The sequence below is a fragment of the Paenibacillus sp. FSL H7-689 genome, from assembly GCF_000517905.1.
GTDB classification, from domain to species: domain Bacteria; phylum Bacillota; class Bacilli; order Paenibacillales; family Paenibacillaceae; genus Paenibacillus; species Paenibacillus amylolyticus.
On the sequence record NZ_ASPU01000021.1, the window covers coordinates 22,596 to 45,801 of the forward strand.

Below are 23,206 nucleotides of genomic sequence, written 5' to 3' on the forward strand. Positions count from 1 at the left end.
CCCTCTCTATACATCCTTCTTGCGCGACTCGACATCGGATTCATCGCTGAATCTATTCTCTCTTTCTCTCATCTGCAATTCCGGTATCCCTCAATGTATCATACAGAATCTGGATATACAATTGTTTTAAGTCCTATTTTAGTAGAGAAGATAGAATCCTGTTCAATCGCTCCATATAAACGAAAAAAAACACCCTCCATGTCTCCCATGGAAAGTGTTCCTCCATATCTCTTTTGGCTTAAATTCCATTCACTTCAGCAGCATTCCTACTGAGCAAACCAACCCGTTATCATCGCATAGTCTGTCATCAGAAATACCAGTAGGCTGACTACTGCAAATCCGATCGCAAACAGATTCTTCTTCGGTGCCCGAAGAAGCCGAACAACTCCGATGAAAATCAGGATCGTAAATAAGATGACAAAAATATCAAATGCATTAAAATTCGATGTACTCGCCGTGGCAGCTTCTGCAAACAGCATGGATAGACAGACCTCCTTACCATAGTTGAACAGCTAACGCATACCCTAATATCTTCCTCTATGTTATCTGTACCCTGCTTGTAATGCAAGCCCTATCATCCATAAAAATGAAAAAAAGACAATTTGGCCGAATATTCCTGTAACGCTTGTCGCAATGCATATGTAAACACTTTCACGAAATAACCTTAGTCCGAAGGAAACACCGTGCATAATTCATAATGAAAGCCCTTCTTCTCAGAAGCAGAGCACATTAGATCGTAATCCAACGTCTTTACCTTTTCGAGAAGAAGGGCCAATACTGCCACTTCATATTGATATAACTACTGGTTAGAGGACCTTAGTCCACCAACTGCAGTGCCTTGCTCCGCTCGGTATCCCGCTCCAGAACCGGCTTCAAGTACTTGCCGGTATAAGAAGCTTCCACTTTAACGATATCCTCAGGTGTTCCGGTTGCAACAATGGTACCTCCACCGCTACCGCCTTCTGGACCCAAATCAACAACATAGTCTGCCGTTTTGATCACATCCAGGTTATGCTCGATCACTAACACCGATTCCCCGGAATCAACCAGACGGTGCAACACGTTCAGCAAACGGTCGATATCATCGACATGCAAACCGGTAGTCGGTTCATCGAGGATGTAGATGGTTTTCCCTGTACTGCGGCGATACAGCTCAGAAGCAAGCTTCACACGCTGGGCTTCACCACCAGACAATGTGGTTGCAGGTTGTCCCAGATTGATATAACCCAATCCCACATCCATCAGCGTCTGCATTTTGCGATGGATCTTCGGAATGTTCTCGAAGAATTGGGTTGCATCTTCAACCGTCATTTCCAGCACATCGGAAATATTTCTGTTTTTATATTTCACTTCAAGTGTTTCCCGGTTGTATCGTTTGCCTTTGCAGACTTCACAAGGGACATAAACGTCCGGCAAGAAGTGCATCTCGATTTTGATAATACCGTCTCCACGGCAGGCTTCACAACGTCCACCTTTGATATTAAAGCTGAATCGGCCTTTCTTGTATCCACGTACCTTGGCTTCGTTCGTCTGAGCAAACAGATCCCGGATATCATCAAAGACACCTGTATACGTAGCCGGGTTGGAACGTGGTGTCCGCCCGATTGGTGACTGGTCAATATCGATAACTTTATCGATATGCTCCAGACCACGAATCTCTTTATGTTGACCCGGGCGCACCCGAGCACGGTTCAGATCACGTGCCAGCGTTTTGTAGAGGATCTCATTGATCAATGTGGATTTACCTGAGCCAGACACACCCGTTACCGCAGTAAATACACCTACAGGAATCTTCACATTCAGATTCTTCAGGTTATTTTCTTTGGCTCCGCGTACTTCCAGCCAGCGGTCTCCTACACTTCTACGTTCTGCACGAATAGGAATGAATTTGCGACCACTCAGATATTGACCGGTTAATGAGTTCTCATCGTTCATGATCTCCTCCGGTGTACCCTGTGACATAATGGTACCTCCGTGGATACCTGCACCCGGGCCAATATCAATAATATAGTCGGCAGCCATCATCGTGTCCTCATCATGTTCAACCACGATCAATGTGTTACCAATATCCCGCATATGCGCAAGGGTTGAAATCAGACGGTCATTATCCCGTTGATGCAAGCCAATACTTGGCTCATCGAGAATATACAGCACACCCATCAGGCTGGAACCAATCTGTGTGGCCAGTCTGATTCGCTGAGCTTCCCCACCTGACAATGTTCCGGCAGCACGACTCAGTGTAAGATAATCCAGACCAACATTCACCAGGAAGCCGAGACGACTGTTGATTTCTTTCAGAATAAGCTTGGCAATCGTCTGCTCTTTCTCCGACAATTCCAATGAATCGAAGAATCGGCCAGCTTCACCAATGGACAAACTAGTCACATACGCCATGTTGTGATCATTAATCGTAACTGCGAGACTTTCCCGTTTCAGACGCTGACCTTTACATGTACCACAAGGCTTCGCACTCATGTAACCCTCAATAAACTCACGGATGCCTTCAGATGCTGTATCCCGGTAACGACGCTCCAGATTATTCACAATACCTTCAAAGGTAACCAGTGCTTCCTTCCGTTGTCCAAAATCATTCTCATACCGGAAACGGATTTTCTCCGTACCTGTACCCTGTAACAACTTGTTCATCTGCTCAGCTGGCAGATCTTCGACAGGTACATTTTGCGGAATGTTGAAGTGCTCACATACTGACTTCAGGAACTGAGGATAATAGGTGGATGTGCCACCTGTCCAAGCATCAAAAGCTCCATCTTCGATGGTCTTAGTCCGATCCGGTACGAGAAGATCAGGGTCAACAATCATTTTGACACCCAACCCATCACAATCCGGGCAAGCCCCGAAAGGGCTGTTAAATGAGAACATCCGTGGTGCCAGCTCTTCAATACTGAATCCGCACACCGGGCAGGCAAAGTTGGAACTAAAGCGCAGCTCTTCTTCGCCCATAATGTCCACCAGGAGTTGTCCACCGGACAAATTAAGTGCCGTTTCAATGGAGTCCGCCAGACGCGCCTGTACATCATCCTTAACAACGATCCGGTCAACGACCACTTCAATCGTATGCTTTTTATTTTTCTCCAATTGAATATCTTCTGAGAGGTCACGCAGTTCCCCGTTCACCCGTACACGGACAAAGCCCTGCTTGGACACATCGGCAAATACACTTTTGTGCTCACCCTTACGACCAGAGATAATGGGTGCCAATATTTGTAGCCGGGTACGCTCCGGGTATTGCATAATGCGGTCAACCATTTGTTCTACGGTTTGGGAACTGATCTCTACGCCGTGGTCTGGGCAATGCGGATGACCCACACGTGCAAATAATAGACGCAGGTAATCATAAATTTCGGTCACGGTTCCTACTGTGGAACGCGGGTTACGGCTTGTTGTTTTCTGATCTATTGAAATGGCAGGAGATAATCCTTCGATGGAATCCACATCCGGTTTCTCCATCTGTCCCAGAAACTGCCGTGCGTAAGCTGACAATGATTCTACATAACGCCGCTGTCCTTCGGCATAGATGGTGTCAAAAGCCAGCGAGGACTTGCCTGAGCCACTCAGGCCGGTCAATACAACAAAGCGGTCACGCGGGATGGTAATGTCGATATTTTTCAGGTTATGCGCTCGTGCGCCTTTAATGACAATGTTATCGCTCGCCAATAGTATTCATCCTCTCAGTGTGTTAATCCAAACCTTTAAAGCTTTTCGATCCCTCCCAAACCCTCCCTTCCAAGGGAGGGCCCCAGAGGGCGCAGCCCTCTGGACACCCGAAACAAGCGGTGCAACGGTGAGGGGTCGGGTCTTGCTATGTGAAGGGTTGTCGTGTGCCCGCGGCTCCACATAAGGTTCCGGCTCATTGCCGGAACCTTATGTGGCCGCTCTACTGCGAGGTGACGCTCTCGGCTTCGCCCTGGTCGCGACAGGGTCGCCATTGCCTTTGGCTCGGCTCCGAGGTCAACACTGGGGCACTCTCGACTCCCAATTGCTTTCCTATAAACCTTTTAACCAATTTCAACATTTCTATCAGTATAGACCTGAATTCAAGATTTCAACATCTCTTATTATCGGTAGATATCAACGATTTCCTTACTCAACAAGAGAACGGCCAATTGGCCGTTCTCTTGTTACAGATCCATCTTTACCGGAGCATATGAATGAGCTGTATCTTATTCAGCGCGAAGTTCCAGCAACGCATCGCGAAGCTCGGCAGCACGCTCAAACTGCAGGTTTTTGGCTGCATCTTTCATCTCTACCTCTAGGCGCTGAATAAGCGCCTGGCGATCTTTCTTCGACATCTTCTCGGCTGCGCCTGTGAGATAGTCTTTCTTGGATTCGGCAACTTTGGTTGCCTCTATTACATCACGCACTTTTTTACGAATCGTCTGTGGTGTAATTCCATGTTTCTCGTTGTACTCGATCTGGATTGCACGACGACGCTCTGTTTCCTTTATTGCTTTATCCATCGAATCCGTTACTTTGTCACCGTATAGAATAACACGACCCTCGCTGTTCCGTGCCGCACGACCAATCGTTTGGATCAGTGAGCGTTCGGAACGCAGGAATCCTTCCTTATCAGCATCCAATATAGCGACGAGGGATACTTCGGGCAGATCGAGACCTTCCCGGAGCAAGTTGATTCCGATTAGGACATGGAAAACACCCAATCTTAAATCACGTAAAATCGCCATCCGTTCCAACGTCTTGATCTCAGAGTGCAGATAACGAACTTTGATTCCAACTTCCTTCAGATAATCCGTCAGGTCCTCGGACATCTTCTTCGTTAATGTTGTAATCAACACACGCTCGTCTTTGGCAATCCGGTCGTTAATCTCACCAATCAAGTCATCGATCTGCCCCTTTGTTGGACGCAGTTCAATGATTGGATCAAGCAGTCCGGTTGGACGGATAATCTGTTGCACCATCGTATCGGTATGCTCGATCTCATACGGGCCTGGTGTAGCCGATACATAGATGATCTGATCCATCTTGCCTTCGAACTCATCGAATTTGAGTGGACGATTATCCAGCGCTGACGGCAGACGGAAACCATGCTCAACCAATACCGTCTTCCGCGCCTGGTCACCATTGTACATCGCACGGATCTGTGGCAGAGTCACGTGAGACTCATCGACCACGATCAACATGTCATCCGGGAAGTAATCCATCAGTGTGTATGGGGTATCGCCGCGTTCGCGGAAAGTCAGCGGACCGGAATAGTTCTCAATCCCCGAACAGAATCCAACTTCCTTCATCATCTCGATATCATACCGTGTGCGCTGCTCCAGTCGCTGAGCCTCCAGCAGTTTCCCCTGTTCACGCAACACTTCAAGACGCTCCTCCAGTTCACGCTCAATGTTCACCAGCGCAACCTTCATTGTCTCTTCTTGCGTTACGAAGTGAGACGCCGGGAAGATGGCAATATGTTCACGTTCACCAATCAGTTCTCCGGTTAACACATCAATCTCCGTAATTTTCTCGATCTCATCACCAAACAATTCAACCCGAATTGCATGTTCACCCTTGGAAGCAGGGAAAATCTCAACAACATCCCCACGAACACGGAATGTACCCCGCACAAAGTTAATATCGTTCCGCTGATACTGGATCTCTACCAGACGGGACAAAATCTGATTGCGCGGTTTCTCCATGCCTACCCGAAGTGACAGCAACATGCTTGAATACGAGTGCGGTGAACCCAAACCATAAATGCAGGAAACACTCGCTACAATGATGACGTCCCTGCGCTCAAACAACGAACTTGTCGCTGCGTGCCGCAGTTTGTCGATCTCTTCATTAATACTTGAATCCTTCTCGATATACGTATCGGAGGACGGGATATATGCTTCTGGCTGAAAATAATCGTAATAACTGACGAAATACTCAACCATGTTATTAGGAAAAAAATCTTTGAACTCACTTGCAAGCTGCGCTGCCAACGTTTTATTGTGTGCAATAATCAGCGTCGGACGTTGCAGTTGGGCTATCGTCTGGGCTATCGTAAACGTCTTACCCGTACCCGTTGCACCCAGCAGTGTCTGGTATCTCTTCCCCTCCTGAACACCCTTCACCAATTCTATAATGGCTGCAGGCTGATCACCTTGGGGAGAAAACTCTGACTCGATTTCGAACGTTTTGTCGCTCATTATAATATCGCTCATTGCCGTATCTCACCCTATCGTCTAAAATAATAGTCACTATATATTGTCGAAGTTCCCCGAATTTTCATATGGGAAAACTTATAGTAATAGGAATATTTGTTCCCGTTTAATTATACCTCGTTCGTTTTAGTGATGCAAACGTGAAATGAAGATAGGAGTGGGTTAATTTATGGATATTGCGACACTTATCGGTATTATTGCCGGAATTGCCGCAGTCATTAGCGGTTTTTTGTGGGAAGGCGGCCAATTGTCTGGTCTCCTGCAAAAAACGGCTGCTTTAATTGTATTCGGTGGAACGATTGCTGCTGTGGTTGCCAGTTTCCCGGCGCATCGCCTTCGTACGATTCCAGCTGCTCTGCGTATGGCTTTTGGACGTAACAATAATGATTCAGGCTTGTGGGTTGAAGAACTGGTGGAGATGTCTTCAATCGCACGCCGCTCAGGTGTACTTGCATTGGAACGCAAGGTTATGGATCATCCGCATCCATTTTTGCAAGACGGTATTCAGATGGTTGTTGATGGTACCGATCAGGATGTGGTTCGCCAGATCCTGGAGATGGAAATTGACTCGATTGAACAAAAACATGAGGGTTATGCCAAAATATTCGAATCCGCTGGTGGGTACGCTCCAACCATGGGGATCATCGGAACCGTGATGGGACTTATTCAGGTCCTTGGCAGTTTGACCGATCCCACAGGACTCGGACCTGCCATTGCTGTTGCCTTTACCGCAACCCTGTATGGGGTCGCCAGTGCCAATCTTATCTTTTTGCCCATTGCCTCCAAGATCAAATCCAGAGGTGCCGACGAAGTTCAGACCATGGAAATGCTTCTCGAAGGTGTACTTGCCATTCAGAACGGTGAGAATCCCCAGCTTGTACGCAAAAGACTGGAGTCCTTCACCCTTACGCATCGTCAGCATATACGCCCCCTAGCAAAGGAGGGATTGGATGAGTCGGCGCAGTAAACGGCGCGGAAAACGTGAAACTATCGATCATCGGGATCGCTGGATGATTACTTATGCCGATCTCATAACGCTGCTTTTGATCTTTTTTGTCATCATGTATGCCATGAGCAATCTCGATTCCGGTAAATATGACGTCGTTACTCAATCGTTACAAAATACATTTAATGCGTCCGACTCTATCCTTGAGCTTGGTGAGGGACTCGGCGAGAAACCCGGTCAAACGATTACAGAGACTCCACCATCCGAGGTGCAGGGTGAAGATCCTTCAAAAGGTGAAGGAAACCCTTCCGATACCGGGACTGCAACACCAGATGATGACAACAAGCCCCTCACAGAACGGGAAGAACAGTTCAGATCACAGGAGCAGGAATTGCAAAATCTGTTCAATGTGATTACCCAATATATCGAGGATAATAAACTGGAAAATCAGATTTTTGTTGCGGACAAGCCACAGGGCCTATCCATTACCCTCAGTGACCGCTTCCTGTTTGATCAGGGACAGGCCGCTCTAAAGGATGGTGCAGCACCAACGCTCAGTAAACTTGCCAGCCTGTTCCGTGATCTGAATACCGTTGTCAGCATCGAAGGACATACGGACAATATTCCGGTCGGGGCCAACTCCACGTACAAAGACAACTGGGAACTTTCTGGAGAACGTGCACTGTCTGTATTACGATTCTTTTTGGATACAGAGAAACTTAACCCGGACGGCTTCCAGTATGCCGGATATGCGGATACTCGCCCAACGGGTGACAACACCACTGCCGCCGGAAGACAAAAGAACCGTCGGGTTGAAATAACGGTCCTGCGTCAACTCCAACCTTAATCATCAATATCTCCCATAATGCATCATTACTTATGCAAAGAAAGCACGCTCTAACTGAATTCAATTCAGCAGAGCGTGCTTTCTTTTATGTCGTATTACCTTATGCCTCTACTCCTGGCTGGCTAGGGCGTAGAATCGCAGAGCCTACAGTCAGCAAAATGGCAGCCATGCCAAACAAAATCAATAGTGGCAATGTGATATCCGACAATGTACCGCCAGCAGAGATCGTCTCCACCGCCTGAATCGCCCATTTCTGTGGAACAAAGTTGGCGAGCTTTTGCATATAATCCGGCATCAACGAGATCGGCCAGAAACAACCACCTATCATGCAAGTTGGCATAATGACGAGTGAATTCAGCATGTTGGCATTTTTGGGATTACGGATTAATCCTGCCACGGTACTTGCGATTCCCATGGAGACCAGCATGAATGCGGCCAAGATGATGAAATGAATGCCAAAAGGAATACCGGCATCATAATGCAGCAGCCACCTGCTGACTCCCAAAACGAGAACAATCTGAATCAAGCCAATGACAAAGCTGCCGAGGAAGTTACCCAGCGTAATCTCATATGCACGGACGGGTGCCGTATATACTCTGGCCATCGTACGTTTCCTGCGATCTTCCATTATCACAGCCACTGCACTGGTCAGCAGCCCCATCATAAACATGATTGTAAATCCAGTCACATTGTTTAGGCCTGGCTTGGGATAGATCTGCAAATCGGTGACTTCACCAGCAACTTGATGTTTTCCTATCTCCTGTAAAAGCTGTTCAAATGGCTTCTGTGTACTCGATAGTATGTCCGTCTCACTTGAGACAGGACCTGCCGCCACCTTAACAGCTGAAGCGGATTGTAACAATCCGCTCGTCAAACCTTCAACTGCTGCTCGTAGGGTATAGGAACTTTCACTTATACGCAGTTCCACCAATTGAATTTCGGTTGGCTTTCCTTGTAACAGATCCTCCGTATAATGTGCCGGAATGATGATGCCAGAACTTCCTTTTTGCTGAGCGATGGCTTCCTTCACTTCTGCTTCGTTTGTCATCGGTTTGAGCAGATACTCCTCTTTGCCAGCAAGTTCATGAATCATCCATGTCCCTGCCACCCCTCCATCCTCATTCACATAGGGAATAACAGTACGTGTAATCTGATCGCTTCCAAAAAGAGCAACCGCTCCTGTAATCACCAGGCAAGGTAGAAGCAGAAACGTAATGAAGCCCATTTTACGGCCAAGTGTACGTCTAATCATCAACCAGGCGATGTGTAGACTATTCATATCGGTATCCTGCCTTTCTATAGATCATTCCTGAGATGAACAGTAATACAGCGCATACCACGCCTAACATTAGAATGTTGTATACAATCTCTCGTAAAGGTGCATCCAGCATCATTCTCAGAAAACTCTGGAGTGCCCAGTGGTTAACCGTAAATTGGCTAAGCCGTTGTACAAAATCAATCGGAATGGGCATGAACCCACCGCTAATGAATGTCATGGCAACGATGATACCTTGTAAGGTTGCACTGGCCGATGCCGTGCTTTTGCATACCAATGCCACGATCACGCCAAGGGTCATGGATGCCAATGTGATACATACACAAGTGAGCACAATATACCAAGGATGCGTTCCCCAATCTACACCGTAGAACCAATACGTCATAAGTATGATCGTTGTTGCCTGTAAGAAAGCGAGTAGACTATTACCTGCAATTTTGCCAGCGAAAATAACTCCATTACCTATAGGCGCAGCCTGAAGGCGAATTAACGTTTTGTTATCACGCTCTCCAAAAAGACTGGTACTGGTTGTCATGCCTGAGTACAACATGAACATCGCCAGCATGGAAGCTGCATAGTATTGGGAGGCACTATACGCCGTACCTGTCTTACCGGGATTAGTGACAGCAATGGAGGTGGAATTCGCCGTACCAGACTCCGAAGCAGAGGCCATGGCAGCAATCACTTCCGGACCGAGTACTTTGGTAATCGCCATCTGTCGGTTCCATTCATCCGTAAAACGTGTGAACAATGTTTCACCCAAGGTATTAAGTGTGTTGTCCTTTCCTCGTATCCACTGTAATCTGGCCTCTTTCCCCATCATCACGTTTTGCTCAAAATCCGAAGGAATCATTACAGCAAAGTCCAGCTTGCCGGTACGCAACGCATGAACGGCCTCTTCTTCTGTCGTAAAGTTCTGCACCTTGACCATCTCAGCTACTTCCGGGGATTTAACGAATGTATCCAGCGCTTGATTAAGCGTACTTGATCCTCCACCAGATTCAGTATTCAAATGGATAATTCCCACACGTACAGTATCTGGAATAACATCATCCGCCGTACCCATCGTACTGGAAAGTGCCGTGCCCAATATAAAAATCAGTAACAACGGCAGAATGAACAGGTTTAACACTACAGATCGAATCTTAAGAATACGCCTTAATTCAAAGATGCAAATATGCCATATATTCATCTCTTGCTCCCCCTAGTCCCGAAGCGTACGCCCGGTCAGATTGAGGAACAACGTTTCCAGATCCGGCTCTTCAACCTTGAGCGACTGAATCGCTACTTCATGTTTGCTGCAAATGAAGAGCAGATCCTGCAGATCCTGCTGTGCCGAAGGCAGCGTAATGGTCAGTGTATTCTCTGAAACGTCTACCATCCGCACACGGGGGTGAAGTTTCAGTTCTTCCACGACGTCGGGACCGATACCGGAAGTGGAGAGCACTACTTTTTCCTCCGATGCTACACGTTCTCTCAGCTCTGCTTCAGTCCCACAGGCAATAATTCGCCCCTGATCCATAATCGCAACCCGGTGACTAATCGCAGCCACTTCCTCCATGTAATGACTTGTATATATGATCGTTGAACCCATCTTGTTGAGTGTCCGTACCGATTCAAGAATATGATTCCGAGATTGCGGATCAATGCCAACTGTCGGTTCGTCCATGATAATTAGATCCGGGCGATGTGTAATCGCACATGCGATGTTTAACCTGCGTTTCATACCACCAGAGAAGGTCGAGGGGGCATCCTTTGCTTTATCCTGCAACCCTACAAATTCAAGGGACTCCTGGACTCTTTCCTTAAGCAGTTTTCCACGCAGTCCATACAGTCTGGCAAAAAAGGTCACATTCTCCGCAGCAGACATGGTTTCGTATAAAGCCAGATCCTGCGGAACGAGTCCGATCTTGCGCTTTACTTCAAGCGGTCGCTCCTTGACCGAGATCCCATCTAATCTGATCTCACCCTGATCCATATTAAGGAGCCCTGCAATCATGCTGATGGTCGTACTTTTTCCTGCTCCATTGGGACCAAGCAATCCAAAAATCTCGCCTTTGCCAACACTAAGGTTCAAATGATCCACGGACAGCTTGCTGCCGTATCGTTTTACTACATGATCCACTTCAAGTATGCCCATCCCTTTTACGCCCCTTTTCCGTTTCGGCCTTCGCCGCTGGATTTCATAATTTTATTGTAACGGATCGCAATCTGTAGCGAAGGTACAAAAAGTCATGAATCGAAGGTGACTTAAGTCATCTCCTGATTCGAATGCTGCTTATGGTATAATCAAGGGCGCATTACCAAGAGATTTTCTATTCCACTTTTTATATAAAGGATGTCATTTACATATGCCAATGCGGTTTCTGCAATACGGATTAATTATCGTTCCAGCAGTGCTGTACCTGTTGATGCTGCCCTTGGAAAATGAAGCCGTCTACACCTTGTATATCATCATCGCGCTTGGACTCTCCGTGTGGAAAGATTTTAACCGTTCAAGTACACAGCAATGGCTGTTGCTGCTGGCCGAAATACTCTGGAGTTGCTGGTTGATTGCTTCGTATGGACCATTTATGTTTTTCCTCTCTCTATCCGTGCTCTACGTGTATATATACAGACTGGAGGGAAGTCGGAGATGGTTGACGTTTGCAATTCAGCTTGTCACTAACAATGTCGCTTTGCATTGGCATTATGCTGTCCCACAGGCACCGCAGCGAGGGTTAACCACACTAAATACAACCGCCACTACATTACTCACCGCAGAGACAACTGCGATGGTTCTTGGCAACCTGCTTCTGCTCATCACAGCGGCTCTGTCCTGGCAGGGATCAAGAACGGCGAGCAGCCGCGGACAACTGGAACAAGTCTATGACGAACTTCGCAGCAAACATTACGAGCTACAAGAAACTCGTGCGCAGCTGCTGTTATTTACAAAGCAATTTGAAGGAGTAGCTCAGGCAGAGGAACGCACTCGTATCTCCAGACAGCTTCATGATGATATCGGGCATCGACTGATTCGCACCAAAATGATGTCGGAAGCCGCCCTGTTGACCCTCCCCCTCGATATGGAACAAGGAACGGAAATGGTGCGACAGATTCGCGATCAATTGGCCGATAGTATGGATGATATGCGCAGCACACTGCACAAACTGCAACCTAATTCCTATGCATCCGAAGCCTACGCCCTGGATCATCTCCTAGAGGAAGTCGGTAGAGATACCGGCGTGAAGACAAATTATGAGGTTCATGGCCCATCCCATGTGCTGTATCCCAGCATACAGATTGTCTTATACAAAAATGCCAAAGAAGCCTTGACCAATGCCCTGCGACACGGAAATGCTTCTTCAATCACAGTAGAGCTGGTATTTGGGGATCAGGAAGTCCGTATGAGTGTAAGTAATGATGGCAAAATCAATCCTCCTTCTTCCAAGCGAAATGGCATAGGACAGGAAGGTATGCTTCTGCGCACACAAATGGTGGGAGGAACCTTGGAGATTCAATCGGCTTATCCGTATACAGTGATTACACGCATTCCATTAACGAACAAAGTTGATATACTCTGAAAAAAGGAAGTGAATGTTCTCATGTCCGAACGTATTGATGTGAACAACAAGAATGATTCAGGCCAGCTCCCACTTATTCGGCTGATTCTCGCAGACGATGATTACTTCATTCGTGAGAGCCTGAAAGTGCTGCTCGGACTCGGCTCCGGCATTCGCGTTACAGGCACAGCCTCAAATGGACAGGAAGCGTTGGCATTGCTTGAAGCAGGAACGCCTGCGGACGTGGTGTTGATGGATATTCGGATGCCGGAATGTGACGGAGTGGAAGGCACACAACTTATCAAGGTACGTTTTCCTGAAATCCAGGTACTCATGCTGACTACGTTTGACGATGACGAGTATATCATTCAGGCATTACAGAATGGAGCAAGTGGATATTTGCTCAAAAATGTCCCGCCTGAGCGGATCATTCAAGGCATTAAGACCGTACATAACGGTGATATGTTAATTCATCCGGATATTGCTCGCAAGCTAACAGGACTTCTTCGTCCTGCTACGACTCCCCTGACACAGAATCCAATCGAAGCCTATGGACTGACACGTATGGAGCTGGCGGTTGCCGGGGCCATATCGGAGGGATTATCCAATAAAGAAATTGCCGCCAAACTGTTCCTCAGTGAAGGCACGGTCAAAAACTACGTCACGGATATTCTCGGCAAGCTGAGCTTGCGTGATCGAACCCAAATCGCCATCTTTATGTTAAAACAATAACAAAAAAAGGTATTTCCCTTGCCTGTGACGGCGCTCGGAAATACCTTTTTCATTGCTTGATTTATGCAACATACTTCATCACGTATGCTTAGTTGTTACATCTCTATGGACCCTTTATCACTGCCCACAGGGGCTGGCGGTAACGCCAAGGGAGCTTCATCCCTTTGTGGTTTTTTCAGACGGGCAAACAATTTGAGGTTGATGATATGGAACAACGTCAGTGGACGTAACCGAATCGCCCAGACCTCGTGATTGTCCGGTGCCATAATGACACCAAGCTGATGATGCTCCCCTTCATAGATCGCTCGTTGCATGAACTTGCTTTCTCCCTGGTGATTTCGCACCTCAAGTTTGCAAAAGGCCGGGTTCATCCGCAGGGCACGATGTAACTCTTCCGGTGAATGAACCAACTTACCATTCACCTTGTACAATGTCTCACCTGCTTCAATCCCCAAATCTGCCGCAGGGCTCTCCGGAATAACAGCCAATACCTTCAACCCATGCTGCGGATGGACAAATACCGGACTGCGGTTTTGCTCTTCAAACGCGCTGTACCATACCAGAAATTCATGTCCAATAAATGCAATCAGCGCAGCAACCACCATGAGTGGAGACCACCAGGCAGCAAGCAAACTGAACACAAGCAATGTTGCCCCGTATATCATCAACCGCTTGGATGAGATCTGTACCTTTTGTCCCGGAAGCATACTCTGCGTTATCTCACCAAATCCGAGCATAATCGGCAACGCAACCAGCATGTAACTATGACCTGCATTCATCAGTGGATTCCAAGCCAGCTCCGCGCCACTACCTGTGACTGGGACAAGAATCAATAGAGGAATGGCCCAGAACTGTTGCAGTTGATATCCCCCAACCAGTTTCCCACGTTTTCCCTCGAAGAGAAGTGGGGATGCCATCGATACCCCCTGCATGCGTACCAACAAGGCTTCACCCATATGTAGAAGGGCAGCCAGGACAAGCAGTGCAGGCATATCCAGGGTACGTAGCGTTTCCGTGATAGTGCCCATCCAACCCGATGGTTGCCAGCCTGAAGCCACATTCAAACCAAATTGCAGCACACCCAGTAACCCGGCCGCATAAGCAAAGCACAGATACCGGATACGGAACAAGGATAGAATTAATGTTGCAGCCCATATGCATATCAGGCTTCCCAGTGTAAGATGTGCACCGAGGAATAGGGATACAATCGAGACGATGCTACCGATGAGTATGCCTCCGAGCACCGCACGAATCGTCTGTGTTATCGAGCTTTGCAAACGGACATGAAACAATTTACGCTCCTGCAGTAACTGACGATGATAGATCAGCGCAATCAGGATCACCGCAATATAATAAAACGGCTGAATAAACAACTGCAACAAAGCTTCCCCTAATGTAGTTAACCACGGCCATACCCATTCCATTGTGGTCGGTCACCCCTCTCTTTCAGCCGGTTCAGAAAAAAAGAAGGCTGAAAATCAGCCTTCTTTATGGCTTCGACACAGCGGACGAAATATCCTTCGAGACATTTTCGATCGCGCGTTTCAGCTGTGCATCATATTGAGGATTGGCAATACGTTCAATCAGAGCCGCTTCCAGTGATTCAGCGGTTTTCTCGTCAATCTGGCCTGTAGCCTGAATGCCTTTTTGCTTCTGGAATGCCTTGACCGCTTCTTCCGTCTTCTGGTCGTAGTATCCATCCACACGATCCGGTTTGAAATCGAGTCCTCTCAGCATCGTCTGCGCACTTTTCACATCCGAGCTATTGCTGTCATATTTCAGTGGTAACTTCTCTTTGTTAATCGGTGCCACCGAGAAATAATCCGGCTGGTCTACCGCAATATCCGGTTTGATTCCTTTTTCATGAATCCAGTCTCCGTTCGGAGTGAGCCACTTGGCAATAGTGATCTTCAGCAAGCTGCCATCACCCATCTGCTTGTCATAACTCGTCTGGACGGTTCCTTTACCAAAGGAGTTTTCACCAATCAACTTAGCACCTGCTGACTGTTGTAATGCACCGGCCAAAATCTCCGACGCACTCGCACTGCCTTTGTTCATCAGGACTGTGACTGGGTAAGCTTTGGCTGATCCATTGGACTTGCTTTGTTCCTTTTTGCCGTTCTTGTCTTCAACTTGCACAATAACCTTGCCTTTAGGAACAAACTGTTCAGCAATATCAATAACAACTTGCAATACACCGCCTGGGTCATTCCGTACGTCGATGACCAGACCTTTCATGTTCTGCTTCTCAAGCTTCGCCAACTCTTCCTTAAAGCGATCGCCTGTATTCAAAGAGAATTGAGTAATGGCAATAACGCCAATTCCGCCATCCTCCATGTGAGCATATACGGTCTCCAGATCAATGTCATCCCGTACAATCACAAATTCAATCAGTTCTGAAGATCCAGCACGTTTGACTTGTACCTTCGCTTCACTGCCCTTTGGACCTCTTATTTTGTTAACAGCCTTGTTCAGTTCCAAACCTTGCAGGGATTCACCGTTTACCGACATAATCATGTCTTTCGCACGAATACCCGCTTTCTCGGCAGGTGATCCTTTGATCGGGGAAACAACAACAACGTTTCCATCCTGTGAGGATACCTCTGCGCCAATACCGGTAAATGAACCTTCGATCGACTCTTCAAACTGAGCAGCTGTTTCCTGCCCCATATAGTTGGAGTACGGATCACCAAGGGATTCCATCATGCCGTTGATCGCACCGTCAATCAATTTGGTCTGATCCACATCTTTATAATAGTTGCTTGAGATCAAATCCATCGCGGTTTCAATCTTCTTCAAATCGTTCTTCTGCTGTGTATTACCGGTTACACTGGCCAGCAAACCTTCGCCCGGTGTGGCCTGGCTCGCTATTCCCGGATACGTCATTAATACCAGGGTTAGTAAACTACCGCCAAGGAGACCCACAATGACAAGCAGTAGCGCCGATCTTTTCTTCATCATCCGTTTGTCACCGCCTTTAGTTTTGAAGCGTGTCAGATTCCATTGTTGCCAGAATCCATTCCCTAAACATGCCAGCTTAGTATATGTCTAGCTTGTACGGAATATGTTTTTTCCATTCGAACGATGGAGCAATAATTACAAATAGTTCATCGGATTTACAGCGGTACCGTTGTCTCTCACTTCAAAGTGCAAGTGAGGTCCAGTAGAGTTCCCTGTATTTCCTGACTCCGCAATGGTATCCCCTTTGCTTACTGTATCTCCCTTGCTGACTTTGAATCCACCTTCGCGCAAGTGACCATATAACGTCCATAGTCCACCGCCGTGGTCCACAATAACCGTATAACCATAACCGCTATACCATTCAGCCATGATCACGATTCCGCCAGAAGCAGCATGAACCGAAGTTCCCTGAGGAACAGCAAAATCGACACCGGCATGCATTTTACCCACTACGCCCGTAATCGGATGGGTACGGGGGCCGAATCCAGAAGAAATACGTCCTCCAGATACCGGTCTTGAGAAGATACCATTACCGGATGAATACGTGACCTCACTGCTACTATCCGAACTCACTCTAGTAGGCGCCTTGGCTGCAGCTTTCGCCCGAGCCGCTGCTGCGGCTTTTGCTTTGGCTGCGGCAGCCGCCTGCTGTTCACGCAATTTATTTTTCTCTTGAAGAAGTGCCGAACGTTTGCTGGCAATCTGCATTAATACATCTTCCTGCTCTTGTGTCAGCTCTTCTGACTCTTCAATTTTAGCATCATATGAAGCGAGAAGCACTTGCTTTTCCGCTTCTTTTTCATTCAATTGGGACTTACGCTGTTTCTTCTGTGCATACAGGCTCTTGGCTTCCGCATATTGCACATCCAATTCTGCCTTTTTGTCCACGACAAGTTGCTTGTCCGCTTTGTGCTCATCCAGCAGATGCTGATCCTGATCCACAATCGTTTTGAGTGAATCCGCACGGGTCAGGAAGTCAGTGAAGCTAGTAGAGGACAACAATACATCCAGATAGGATACAGCACCGTCCGTATACATCAGGCGCACGCGTGACTCCAACAATTTTTCCCTTGCAACAATGCGTTCTTCTGCCGCTTGCAGATCTTTTTTCGTTGTACGAAGATCTTCCTCCGTGTTCTCGATCTGCAAGGATACACTCGCCAGTTCATCACTAACGACATTGATCTGTTCCATAACAACCTTCAGATAAGCGTTGGTTTTGTTCTTGTAATGCTGTGCTTCCTTTTTGTTGGAAGCCGCTTTTTTTTGCTCCTGCTTGGCAGAAGCCGCCTTGCTCTCCAGTTGCTGAATCTGTTGGTCAATATCGCTGATGCTACTCTTGGCATATCCGTCAGAAGGTTGAAGCGTCAAACTGGCCAATAACGTAAAGGCCAGCAGCGAAGCGGTTTTTTTCAAAATGATGATCCCCCATCCTATGATTTCACAAGAAAGCAACCTGCACAGGTGGTGAACAGCATGTTCTTTGCTTTCTTCAATCTTAAAAGACTCCGTCTTTCCTACATATCGTCAAACAGCGTCCATTAATGAACCTGCTTTACCATTCTTTTCGACATATTCTGCAATTCGATCGTTGAAAACAAAATTAAACGTTGAGTGATTTCCGAATGGACAGTGTACTTCCCAAAATACCTACCAGCACACCAAGTCCGATCAACAGTGTTCCAAACAGCCCCCAGATTTCGCCGAGCGGAATCAAGTTAAGCATCTGCATGAAGACATCCTGACCAATCGTCTTCATCAACTGGCTGTATCCAACAAACAGCACACCAACCGTAATGACCGAGCCAATAAATCCAATGAGTGCACCTTCAATAAAGAAAGGCCAGCGAATAAAGGTATTGGTTGCACCAACCAGCTTCATAATTCCGATCTCCCGGCGACGTGCCAGAATCGTTACGCGAATCGTATTCGAGATCAGGAACATGGACATGAGACCCAGTCCCCCGACAAAAATAAATCCGATGTTACGAACAAGCTTCGTAAATTTGAACAACACTTCCACCGTTTCCTTGCCGTAGTTCACTTTCATGATCGGCTTCTCCGGGTGTTTTTCGTTCAAAGCTTCGATTTTTTGCGCCACAAAAGTGACGGTTTCCGGTTCAATGACCTCAACTTCAATGGTCTCCGGCAGTGGGTTGTTGTCCACATCGAAACCGCTAAGCACGTTATCTGCGCTCTCTCCAAGACGCTCACGGAACTCCTTGAGTCCTTCTTCCTTGGAAACAAAACGAATCTCACTTACTTCAGGCATCGCGCTGATTTCTTGCTCCAGTGTGTTACGCAGGTTCTCGTCCACATTCAGTTCGAGGAACGTGCTGATCTCCACCTGGCTATCAACTTGATTCGCCATGGAGTTCACATTGAGCACCAGTAACATAAACACACCAAGAATCAATAGCGACACAATGATGGACATGATGGAGGCCACGGACATCCAGCCGTTGCGGAATACGTTTTTGAATCCCTCCCGCAGATGGCGCAAGAGAGTACTAAAATTCATAACCGTATTCCCCTCTCATCTGATCCCGTACAATCTGTCCACGTTCAATCGCGATTACCCGTTTACGCATCGTATTCACGATATCTTTGTTGTGGGTTGCCATAACAATGGTTGTTCCCCGGAAATTAATCTCATCCAGCAGTTGCATAATGCCCCACGACGTCTCCGGATCGAGGTTACCTGTAGGTTCATCCGCGATAATAACCGACGGGTTATTGACGATAGCCCGTGCAATAGCAATACGCTGCTGTTCTCCACCCGAGAGCTGTGAAGGTTCACGATTTGCCTTACTCCGCAGTCCCACCAAGTCGAGCACTTCCATCACCCGTTTTTTGATATGACGCTTCGGCGCTTCAATAACTTCCATCGCAAATGCCACATTCTCAAATGCTGTCATCCGTGGCAACAGACGAAAATCCTGGAACACAACGCCGATGTTACGACGCACATAAGGAATCTTTCTTGGCTTCAACTTACCAATATTAAATCCGTTAATGGATATTTGTCCTTTGGTCGGAACTTCTTCTCTGTACATCAATTTCATAAATGTTGATTTACCTGCGCCGGACGGACCGACGATATAGACAAATTCATTGCGGTCGATCTTCACCGACACCCCTTGTAATGCGTGGGTCCCATTGGCGTAGGTCTTCCACACGTCCTGCATTTCTATCACATCATCACTTCCTGCTCGCATAGTTAGCCATTATAATTTCGACACAATCCCGGCATTTCCTTTAAAAAGACCTGAATTTCATCAGGAAAAAATCCACTTCGTTCCTGTTTCAATGGTGAAGCATGGATTCATATGAAGTTTATTGTAACAAATTTGTTACCTATTGAGTACCCGAAAGTTTTCCTGCATTGGATCATATATATAGAAAGTGTTACAAAGTCGGGAACAACCGAAGTATAAAGGAGCGTACGGTTATGAAAAAAATACATTTGACGGTCATTGTTCTATTCTCCATCCTCTTGATCGGCTCCGCGTCTTATGGATTGCTGTATATGTACGTGAATCAACCTGCCCTGCCCAAAAACGTTCATGTTGGCGAGATGCTGGTGGAGGGGAAGAATCGTAAGAACGTATTGCATGAATTGGATGAACAGATCCAAAAGCTGGAGGACTGGCCTGTCACCTTTGAAGTGACTGAACCCAACCCCCAGACGATGTCGTATACCGCAGCTCAGGTGGGGGTGAGTTACAACGTTAACAGCTTGGAGTCCGCAATACAGCAGCTGGAGGAAGGTAACCTGTGGGAACGCGCTTATGCACGTTATCATTTTCCGAAAGAGTTCTCTCTCGATATGACCTATAACTCAAGACCACTCCAAGAACATCTCAGCCCTGCCTGGGAAAAAGAAACCTTCGGTACACCTGCGGACGCTGTTCGCCGCATTACCACAAGTGACAAAGTCCAGTATATCCCGGAAAAGGGCGTCCGCCGGATTGATTGGAATACACTCACAAGTCTCATTCAGACGAAGCTGCACAGGGATTTCAGTGTACTGAACCGGGATGAGAAACCCGCCCCATTGCTGATCCAGGTACCACTGTATACGCTGAAACCCGAAGTAACTCTTGATTCGCTGCGCCAGGAAGGCATTGACCGAAAGATCATCCAGTTCTCCACGGGTCTGGGCAATAGTAGTGAAGGCCGGATACATAATGTCAGCGCAGCAGCGGAAGCGATTAACGGCATGATTTTGCCACCAAATGCCACATTCGATTATGAGAAGGTCGTCCGTCAAGCTGAAAAGGAGTATGGGTTTCGTGAGGCCCCGGTCATTGTTAATGGCAGACTAACCCCCGGAATTGGCGGGGGAATCTGTCAGGTATCCAGTACGGTGTATAACGCAGCGCTATTGACGGGTCTTGATATTATTGAGCGTCGCAACCATTCCCTGCCGGTCAAATATTTGCCCAAAGGACTGGATGCCACCTTTGCCTCGGGAGCCATCAATTTTCGCTTCAAGAACAATACAGGAAAATCCTTACTCATTCATGCAGAGGTGAAGAACCATCAATTGATGGTGAAATTTTTCGGCACCTTCCCGGAGAATGTCAGCTATGCACTTGAATCTCGCACCATTGAAACATTAAGTGTTCCGGTAAAGTATGTGTCCAGTACGGTACTGCCTGATGGTGCACAGCAGGTGCTGCAAGACGGACAGCCTGGATATATTGTGGAGACGGTAAGAACCAAGAGGCTGGACGGCAAAGTGGTCGAATCCAAAACGATTACAAGGGATACGTACAAAGCTCAGAATCGCCTGATTGCCCGCTCCGGTCATAGCAGCCTGCCTGACCCGCAAGGGCCTTCTGTGGTCGAGGACGGGATTAGCGATACGAAACAACCTTAATTTTTTTCAAAGCAACCGACAACTTACAGATCACGGAATGGTACAAACAAGGTCCTGCCGTAATTCATGGATAAACATAAGCTGATCACACGAAAACAAAAAGACACACTTCACGTCCCTTTTGGGGATAAGCGAGAAGTGTGTCTCTACATTTTCAAGATAAGTTATTCGAGTTTTATCAAGCTACAATCAGCTTTACTACCGTAGCTTACGGTTTACTGCATTACGGTTTAGTGACCGCCTGTGTATTCGCCTTGCCCTTCCCCTACGACCATCTTCTCTTTTCCCATGAAGAAGGAAGCGACCAACGCGAGTGCAGCCGGAATTACAGCCCAGGCAAATAACTGCACGATGGAAGAGGACAGGGCATGTGTGATGGTATCCAGCACCTGAGGCGGAATCGCCTGTCTGAGTTCTGGTGAGAGCAACGCATGTGGATCGGTCAGATCCACTCCCTGCGGCACGCCACCCGCTGAAGCACCACCTGCTTCCGCAGCTGAACCAGCGAGAGCATCGTTCATTTTACGCGTAAATACCTGGCTCTGTACGATACCAAAGATCGTAATGCCCATCGTCATGCCGAGGGACCGCAAAAAGTTAAGTGTGGAGCTTGCTGCTCCGCGCCTTTGCGGTTCAAACGCATTCATGGCTGCATTGCTAAGTACAGAGAACGACGCACCGACACCCAGACCAACCATCACCATGTAGATACGTATCGTCCAAAGGGAAGAATTCTCATCCAGTGTGGTCAGCAATCCAAGTCCAATGACAAGTAAAGCTAACGTAGGGATCATGATATTACGATACTTGATTTTGGTCATCAACACCCCGCCCAAGGACGCTGTCACAACGGACCCAAGCATCATGGGTAGCAGCACAAGACCGGAGTTGGTCGCTTTACCACCAAGTACCCCCTGTATGAAGATCGGAATGTACACGGATGCTGTAATGAACGCCGCACCACTGAACATACCAATAACGTTACTGGACCAGTAGACCCGGTTGCGGAACATGCTGAAGGAGATGATTGGTTCTTTGGCTTTTGTTTCTGCAAAAAGGAAGAGCAGCGCTAATGCTACAAATCCGGCAAACAAGCCAAGAATCTGCCACGAACCCCAGGCAAATGTTTTGCCGCCCAGTTCCAGACCAAAGATCAGGCACACAACAGCACCGATCAGTGTTACAGCACCCAGCCAGTCGATCTGTTGGGATTGATGCTGATGGGATTCTTTATAGAAGAACGCAATAAACACAAATGCAATCAAGCCTAGCGGCAGGTTGATATAGAATACCCATTCCCATGTCGCATACTGGGTAATGTAAGCACCGAGCAGAGGTCCGAATACGCTGGAGAGGCCAAAGACGGCTCCAAACAATCCACCCAATTTACCACGAGATTCTGGTGCAACGACATCAAACATGATCGTAAAGGCAATCGGCACCAGGGCCCCCGCACCAATACCTTGAATCGCTCTGTACATCGTCAATTCCACAATAGACGTTGCCGTTCCGCACAGCGCTGAGCCAAGCATAAACACAATAATACCAAATACAAAAAACTTCTTCCGTCCATACATATCGGATAACTTACCGAAGATCGGCATCCCTGCCATCTCAGCCACCATGTACGCGGAGGTAACCCAGACGAACTTGTCGAGCCCACCCAGCTTCCCGACAATATCCCCCATAGCTGTTGCCACGATGGTATTATCCATCGAAGCCATTAGTATGCTGAGCAGTAACCCTGCCAGCACCAATCCAATACTGTTTTTACGTGCAGCCATTGTACTCAATCTCTCCATTCACGCTCTATTCATATGACTGCATTAGTATATCCGAAAAGA

General features: G+C 47.4%; 17 protein-coding genes. 5 read left to right on the forward strand and 12 right to left on the reverse strand.

Annotated elements, in window-relative coordinates; all coding sequences use genetic code 11:
* Window positions 1-266 precede the first annotated feature (266 nt).
* From C170_RS17630 to uvrB, 3 genes are all read right to left on the reverse strand, one after another.
* Window positions 267-479, reverse strand: coding sequence for a hypothetical protein (locus C170_RS17630; RefSeq protein ID WP_017692026.1), 213 nt, complete (start codon window positions 477-479; stop codon window positions 267-269).
* Between the two features lie 337 nt (window positions 480-816).
* Entirely contained in the window at window positions 817-3,675 is a 2,859-nt protein-coding gene (gene uvrA, locus C170_RS17635; RefSeq protein ID WP_036612384.1) for an excinuclease ABC subunit UvrA, read from the reverse strand.
* A 506-nt stretch (window positions 3,676-4,181) separates the two neighbouring features.
* Window positions 4,182-6,173 carry an excinuclease ABC subunit UvrB gene (uvrB, locus tag C170_RS17640; RefSeq protein WP_036612386.1) on the reverse strand — a complete coding sequence of 664 codons (1,992 nt, stop codon included), beginning with the start codon at window positions 6,171-6,173 and terminating at the stop codon, window positions 4,182-4,184.
* A 169-nt stretch (window positions 6,174-6,342) separates the two neighbouring features.
* Between uvrB and C170_RS17645 the strand changes: the two genes are divergently transcribed.
* Window positions 6,343-7,140 (forward strand): flagellar motor protein, encoded by a 798-nt coding sequence (locus C170_RS17645; protein ID WP_036612388.1) that lies wholly within the window; start codon window positions 6,343-6,345, stop codon window positions 7,138-7,140.
* Window positions 7,124-7,966 carry a flagellar motor protein MotB gene (locus C170_RS17650; protein ID WP_036612391.1) on the forward strand — a complete coding sequence of 281 codons (843 nt, stop codon included), beginning with the start codon at window positions 7,124-7,126 and terminating at the stop codon, window positions 7,964-7,966. The genes C170_RS17645 and C170_RS17650 overlap by 17 nt, the downstream gene beginning before the upstream one ends.
* A 100-nt stretch (window positions 7,967-8,066) precedes the next feature.
* Here C170_RS17650 and C170_RS17655 read toward each other — a convergent pair whose 3' ends face one another.
* The 3 genes from C170_RS17655 to C170_RS17665 are packed head-to-tail and all read right to left on the reverse strand — an operon-like array spanning window position 8,067 to window position 11,382.
* The gene (locus tag C170_RS17655) at window positions 8,067-9,245 is read right to left on the reverse strand and encodes an ABC transporter permease (RefSeq protein ID WP_036612393.1); all 1,179 of its coding nucleotides are present in this window, start codon (window positions 9,243-9,245) and stop codon (window positions 8,067-8,069) included.
* On the reverse strand, window positions 9,238-10,434 hold the full coding sequence (locus C170_RS17660; RefSeq protein WP_036612396.1) for an ABC transporter permease: 1,197 nt from the start codon (window positions 10,432-10,434) through the stop codon (window positions 9,238-9,240). Before C170_RS17660 ends, C170_RS17655 begins: the two co-directional genes overlap by 8 nt.
* Before the next feature lie 12 nt (window positions 10,435-10,446).
* Window positions 10,447-11,382 (reverse strand): ABC transporter ATP-binding protein, encoded by a 936-nt coding sequence (locus C170_RS17665; protein WP_036612398.1) that lies wholly within the window; start codon window positions 11,380-11,382, stop codon window positions 10,447-10,449.
* A 211-nt stretch (window positions 11,383-11,593) separates the two neighbouring features.
* Here C170_RS17665 and C170_RS17670 point away from each other — a divergent pair, with 211 nt between their 5' ends.
* The gene (locus tag C170_RS17670; protein ID WP_036612401.1) at window positions 11,594-12,805 is read left to right on the forward strand and encodes a sensor histidine kinase; all 1,212 of its coding nucleotides are present in this window, start codon (window positions 11,594-11,596) and stop codon (window positions 12,803-12,805) included.
* 21 nt (window positions 12,806-12,826) lie between these two features.
* Window positions 12,827-13,516 carry a response regulator transcription factor gene (locus C170_RS17675; protein ID WP_051447266.1) on the forward strand — a complete coding sequence of 230 codons (690 nt, stop codon included), beginning with the start codon at window positions 12,827-12,829 and terminating at the stop codon, window positions 13,514-13,516.
* 95 nt (window positions 13,517-13,611) lie between these two features.
* Here C170_RS17675 and C170_RS17680 read toward each other — a convergent pair whose 3' ends face one another.
* From C170_RS17680 to ftsE, 5 genes are all read right to left on the reverse strand, one after another.
* Window positions 13,612-14,940, reverse strand: a complete 1,329-nt coding sequence (locus C170_RS17680) for a PDZ domain-containing protein (protein ID WP_036612403.1) — start codon at window positions 14,938-14,940, stop codon at window positions 13,612-13,614.
* A gap of 64 nt (window positions 14,941-15,004) precedes the next feature.
* A complete protein-coding gene (locus C170_RS17685) occupies window positions 15,005-16,477 on the reverse strand; it encodes a S41 family peptidase (RefSeq protein ID WP_036612405.1) in 1,473 nt (490 codons plus the stop codon).
* 135 nt (window positions 16,478-16,612) lie between these two features.
* Window positions 16,613-17,893: a murein hydrolase activator EnvC family protein gene (locus tag C170_RS17690; protein ID WP_036612408.1), complete on the reverse strand. Its 1,281-nt coding sequence runs from the start codon at window positions 17,891-17,893 to the stop codon at window positions 16,613-16,615.
* Window positions 17,894-18,080: 187 nt separating this feature from the next.
* Complete coding sequence (gene ftsX, locus C170_RS17695; protein ID WP_036612410.1) at window positions 18,081-18,998, reverse strand: permease-like cell division protein FtsX; 918 nt, start codon at window positions 18,996-18,998, stop codon at window positions 18,081-18,083.
* Window positions 18,988-19,674: a cell division ATP-binding protein FtsE gene (ftsE, locus tag C170_RS17700; protein WP_024631580.1), complete on the reverse strand. Its 687-nt coding sequence runs from the start codon at window positions 19,672-19,674 to the stop codon at window positions 18,988-18,990. The genes ftsX and ftsE overlap by 11 nt, the downstream gene beginning before the upstream one ends.
* A gap of 254 nt (window positions 19,675-19,928) precedes the next feature.
* Here ftsE and C170_RS17705 point away from each other — a divergent pair, with 254 nt between their 5' ends.
* Entirely contained in the window at window positions 19,929-21,362 is a 1,434-nt protein-coding gene (locus C170_RS17705) for a VanW family protein (protein WP_036612419.1), read from the forward strand.
* A gap of 230 nt (window positions 21,363-21,592) precedes the next feature.
* Here C170_RS17705 and C170_RS17710 read toward each other — a convergent pair whose 3' ends face one another.
* Window positions 21,593-23,146, reverse strand: a complete 1,554-nt coding sequence (locus C170_RS17710) for an MDR family MFS transporter (protein ID WP_036612421.1) — start codon at window positions 23,144-23,146, stop codon at window positions 21,593-21,595.
* Window positions 23,147-23,206 lie beyond the last annotated feature (60 nt).